Here is a 4,780-nt window from a genome sequence, read left to right on the forward strand (position 1 = left end):
CGAAGGCCTCCCAGGTCTCGCGCGTGACGGACAGGATCCAGTCCTGGAAGTCGCCGGGATCGCCCTGCCGGTGGGCGGGCTGGCTGAGATAGGCCATGAAGAAGTTGGCGATCAGCATCCCGATGTCGAAGCCCATCGGCCCGTAGATGCCGAACTCGGGGTCGATCACCCGCGTCTGCGTGTCCGTGCACATGACCGAGCCGGTGTGCAGGTCGCCGTGGCAGAGCGTCTCGGCGTTGTTCGCGAACTTCGCGAGCATGTGCTGCGCCTGGGTCTTGAGCCCCACATCCGCCCGGAGCCGCGCAACGACCGCGTCGAGGTGCGGATTGTGGGCGTTCATCTCGGCGGCGTAGTAGGGGTCGGTGAAGACGAGGCTCTCGGTGATGTCGCAGAGCTCGGTGTTGGCGAGGAAGAGGGCGGTGTCGGCCTTCTTCTCCGCCGTCTCCATGTGGAGGTCCGAGCCCCGGAAGGCGGTCCGCGCGCAGAAGCGCCCCAGCGCCGCGCCCAAGCCCTCGGTCCGCTGCCCTGCGATGAGACGGCCGCGCAGGATCGTGTGGCCCTCGAGGTATTCCATCGCGATCAGCGCCTGGTCCTCGTCGAAGTGCAGCACCTCCGGCACCCGGCCCGGGTCGCGCCCGGCCTGGCGGATCAGGGCGTTGTACTCGAAATAGGCGCGGCGCGCGGACAGGGGCCAGGCATCGCCGACGAGGCGGACGTAAGGGAGCGCCTGCTTGACGACGACCGCGCCCGCGCTGCCGGTGACGATGAAGACGAGGTTGAGGTTGCCGTCGCCCACCTCTCGCACCTGCCATGTGTCCGGGTCGCCGCCCACGCGGTCCGCGACGGCCGCCACGCCCGCGAGGCGCGCGGGCAGCGTCGCGACGTCCAGCGCCTGATATTCCGCCATGTCTCCTCCCTCCCTCGCGGGCCTCGGTCGCGGGGTCCTCCCGGCCCCGTTTCCCGCGCCCGTTTCCCCCAAGTGTCCGCGAAAGACTGGGCATATGTCAACGTCGTTGACAATTGGAAAGCCGTGGCTAACGTCAGAGGCGGGAGGAGACCATGGCCGCAGCCGCGCTTGAACTGATCGGGATCGAAAAGGCGTTCGGTCCGAACCGCGTGCTGCGCGGCGTCGGCCTGTCGCTCCATCCCGGCGAGGTCACCGTGCTGATGGGCGCGAACGGGGCGGGCAAGTCGACGCTGGTGAAGGTGCTCTGCGGCGTCCATCGCGCGGATGCGGGCACCATGCGCCTCTTCGGGGCCGACTACGCGCCCGCCTCGGTCTCGGACGCCATCGGGCAGGGCGTCGTCACGGTGCACCAGTCCATCGATGACGGCGTGATTCCCGACCTCGACGTGGCCTCGAACCTGCTTCTCGACCGGCTGACGCAGCGCAGCGCGGGCTTCTTCGTGCGCGGCCGCGCGCTCCGGGAGGAGGCGCGCCGCGTCGCCGAGGCGATGGGCCTCGACCTCGATCCGCGCGCCAAGGTGGGCGACCTCGGACTCGCGGAACGCCAGCTCATCGCCATCGCGCGGGCCATGGCGCGCGACCCCAAGGTGCTGGTCCTCGACGAGCCGACCTCGTCGCTCTCCGCCACGGAGGCCGAGCGCCTCTTCGCGCTGATCGACCGGCTGCGCGAGCGGGGTGTCGCTATCCTCTACATCTCGCACCGGACTTCCGACATCCGCCGGGTCGCGGACCGGATCGTTTCCATGCGCGACGGGCAGGTCTCGGGCGTGTTCGAGGGGCCGGAACTGGACTACGAAGGCGCCGTGACGGCGATGCTCGGCCACGCGATGACGGCGGTGGACGTGCAGGTGACGGAGGGTGCGGAACCCGTCCTGAGCCTCGACGGCCTGCGCCTCTTCGAGGGGTCCGAGCCCATCGACCTCGCGGCGCGGCGGGGCGAGGTCGTGGTGATCACGGGTCTCCTCGGGTCGGGCAAGGCGCGGCTCGCGTCCATCGTCGCGGGGCTCGAGCGGCCCGCCGCCGGGACCATGCGGCTGGAGGGGGTGCCCTATGCGCCGGCCTCGGTGCGCGAGGGGATCGCCTCGGGCGTGTTCCTCTGCCCGCGCGACCGGGCGGCGAACGGCGTGATCCGCGACTTCGACATCACCGACAACCTGACGCTGCCCTTCCTCGAGCGCCATGCGCGCCTCGGCTTCCTCCGCCCGCGCGCGCAGCGGGGGCGCACGGAGGAGATGATCGGAACGCTCGGCATCGTCTGCCAGGGGCCCGCCGACGGGATCGGCACGCTCTCGGGCGGGAACCAGCAGAAGGTCATGGTCGGCCGCTGGATGGCGGAGGCCTGCCGCGTCCTCGTCCTCGACGAGCCCTTCCAGGGCGTCGACATCCGCGCGCGCCGCGACATCGGCCAGCGCATCCGGCAGACGGCGGGGGACCGGGCGACCATCGTGCTGGTCTCGGAACTCGACGAGGCCTTCGAGATCGCGGACCGCATCGTGGTCCTGCACGAGGGCCGGGTCGCGGGCGAGCATCGCAACGCGGAGGTGAACCTCGGGCGCATCCTGGCCGAGGTCTCCGGGAACGCGCCGCGCGAGGGCGCGGACACAAGGGCAGGGGGCTGAGGCGCATGGCGGAGATCGGGGCAGGGCGCGCGGGCGCGCGCGGCGGGCAGGGCAGGGGCTTCACGCACTACGCCATCCGCTACGGATTCCTCCTGCTCCTCGTCGGCCTCGTGATCTTCTTCGCGATCTTCGCGCCTGGCTTCGCGGGTCCGCGCCCGGCGGTGTTCATCTTCCAGTCCGTCGCCATCACCGGCATCCTCGCCCTCGGCGTGACCTGCACGCTGGTGGTGGGGGGCTTCGACCTGTCCATCGGGTCGGTCGCCACCTCGGCGCTGATGCTGTCCGCCTACGTCATGGTGGTGATGGAGCAGCCCGCCATCGTGGCGGTCCTCGCCTGCCTCGCGATGGGGGCGGCGGTGGGCGCGATCAACGGCTTTCTCATCGTGAAGATGCGGGTGCCGGACCTTCTCGCGACGCTCGGCATGATGTTCCTGCTGATCGGGCTCCAGCGCATCCCGACGGAGGGCAACTCCATCTCCACCGGCATGACGCTGCCCTCGGGCGAGGTGGCGGAGGGCACCTTCTCCGCCGCGTTCCTCTGGATCGGGCGGCACCGTTTCGATTTCTTCCTCGAGGACCTGATCCCGGTGCCCGTGGTCCTGTTCCTGCTGATCGCGGTGCTGATCTGGGTGTTCCTCGAGCTCACCCGGCACGGGCGGCTGATGTACGCCATCGGCTCGAACGAGCGGGCGGCGGGCCTCGCGGGAACCCCGGTCGCGCGCTACAAGGTGCTCGCCTACATGATCTCGGGGATGCTCGCCTCCGTCGGCGGCATCCTGCTCGCCGCACGCCTCGGGCGCGGCGACATCGCCAGCGGCAACAACCTCCTGCTCGATTCCGTCGCGGCGGCGCTGATCGGCTTCGCGGTCCTCGGCGCGGCCAAGCCGAACGCCTTCGGCACGGCCATCGGCGCGCTCTTCGTGGGCATCCTGCTCCAGGGTCTCACGATGATGAACGCGCCCTACTACACGCAGGATTTCGTCAAGGGCGCGGTGCTGGTCATCGCGCTGATGTTCACCTTCGCACTGTCCCAGAGGAAGGCCGGCGCGGGGCACTGACGGGCGGCACGCCCAAACCAAGGGAGGAAGACCATGAACTTCACGAGACGGACGACGCTGGGCCTGTTGCTGGCCTCGACCATGGCGGCAACGCCCGCGCTGGCGCAGGACATGCCCGCGCCCCTCGACAACCCCGATGACGTCACCATCGCGCTGGTGCGCTACCTGTCCACCGGCGACTTCTTCCAGGCCTATCTCGCGGGCGTCGAGGCGCAGGCCGAGGCGCTGGGCGTGAACCTCCGCGTCTTCGACAGCCGCCAGGACGCCGCGCTCCAGGCCGACATGGTGGACCAGGCCATCGCGCTGGGCGTCGACGGCATCATCATCCAGCACGGCCTGACCGAGTCCATGCGCGAGGCGGCGCAGCGCGCGGTCGACGCGGGCATCGACGTGGTGGCCTTCGACGTGAACGTCGAGAACGAGGCCATCCCGCAGATCGAGCAGTCGGACTACCTGCTCGGCCAGATGGCGCTCCAGCAGGCGCTCGAGGACAACGGGACCGAGTTCGACGCGGGCTACGTCTACGTGCCCGGCATCGCGCCGCTCGACCGCCGCCACGTCGCCTGGGAGGAGGTGCTCGCCGCCAATCCCGGCATCAACGAGGTCGCGCGCATCGGCACGCTCGACAATCCCATCGCCAACGCCAACGCGAACCAGGCGCGCGCGGCGTTGCAGGCGAACCCGACGATCTCGGTCTTCTTCGCGCCCTACAACGAGTTCGCGAAGGGCGTGAAGATCGCCGCCGACGAGGCGGGGATGAGCGGCGACCTCTCGATCTACTCGGCCGACGTGTCCACCGCCGACATCGCGCTGATGCGCGAGGCGGGCAGCCCCTGGCGCGCCACCGTCGCGACCAACCCCGCCGTGGTGGGCGAGGTCTCGGTGCGGGCGCTCGCCATCATGCTGACGGGCGGCGATCCGGGCGCGCAGGTGATCGTGCCGCCGACGCTGATCACGCAGGACTTCCTGAACGAGAACGACATCACGAACATGGAGGACCTCGCCGCCGCCATGCCGCAGTTCTCGCACGCGGATGTCGCCATGACCGACTGGATGCCGCTGCCGCCGCGCTGACACCACGAAGGCGGCCCCCGCAGCGCCATTGCGGGGGCCGCGAGTTGCCGAGGGAAAGGACG

Annotated in this window: 4 protein-coding genes; 3 read left to right on the forward strand and 1 reads right to left on the reverse strand. The window is 70.3% G+C overall.

Going from position 1 to position 4,780, the window contains the following annotated elements; all coding sequences use genetic code 11:
- Window positions 1–907 (reverse strand): S-methyl-5-thioribose kinase (gene mtnK / locus ACTS11_RS17795; protein WP_442641635.1); only part of this gene is annotated, 907 nt, incomplete at its 3' end.
- Between the two features lie 152 nt (window positions 908–1,059).
- Here mtnK and ACTS11_RS17800 point away from each other — a divergent pair.
- From ACTS11_RS17800 to ACTS11_RS17810, 3 genes are read left to right on the forward strand one after another with little or no spacing between them, the layout of a single operon-like run.
- On the forward strand, window positions 1,060–2,586 hold the full coding sequence (locus ACTS11_RS17800) for a sugar ABC transporter ATP-binding protein (protein WP_442641636.1): 1,527 nt from the start codon (window positions 1,060–1,062) through the stop codon (window positions 2,584–2,586).
- Between the two features lie 5 nt (window positions 2,587–2,591).
- Window positions 2,592–3,644, forward strand: coding sequence for an ABC transporter permease (locus tag ACTS11_RS17805; protein WP_442641637.1), 1,053 nt, complete (start codon window positions 2,592–2,594; stop codon window positions 3,642–3,644).
- A gap of 33 nt (window positions 3,645–3,677) precedes the next feature.
- Window positions 3,678–4,718 (forward strand): substrate-binding domain-containing protein, encoded by a 1,041-nt coding sequence (locus tag ACTS11_RS17810; protein WP_442641638.1) that lies wholly within the window; start codon window positions 3,678–3,680, stop codon window positions 4,716–4,718.
- Window positions 4,719–4,780 lie beyond the last annotated feature (62 nt).

This window comes from Roseicyclus sp., from assembly GCF_052168335.1.
Classification (GTDB): domain Bacteria; phylum Pseudomonadota; class Alphaproteobacteria; order Rhodobacterales; family Rhodobacteraceae; genus Roseibacterium.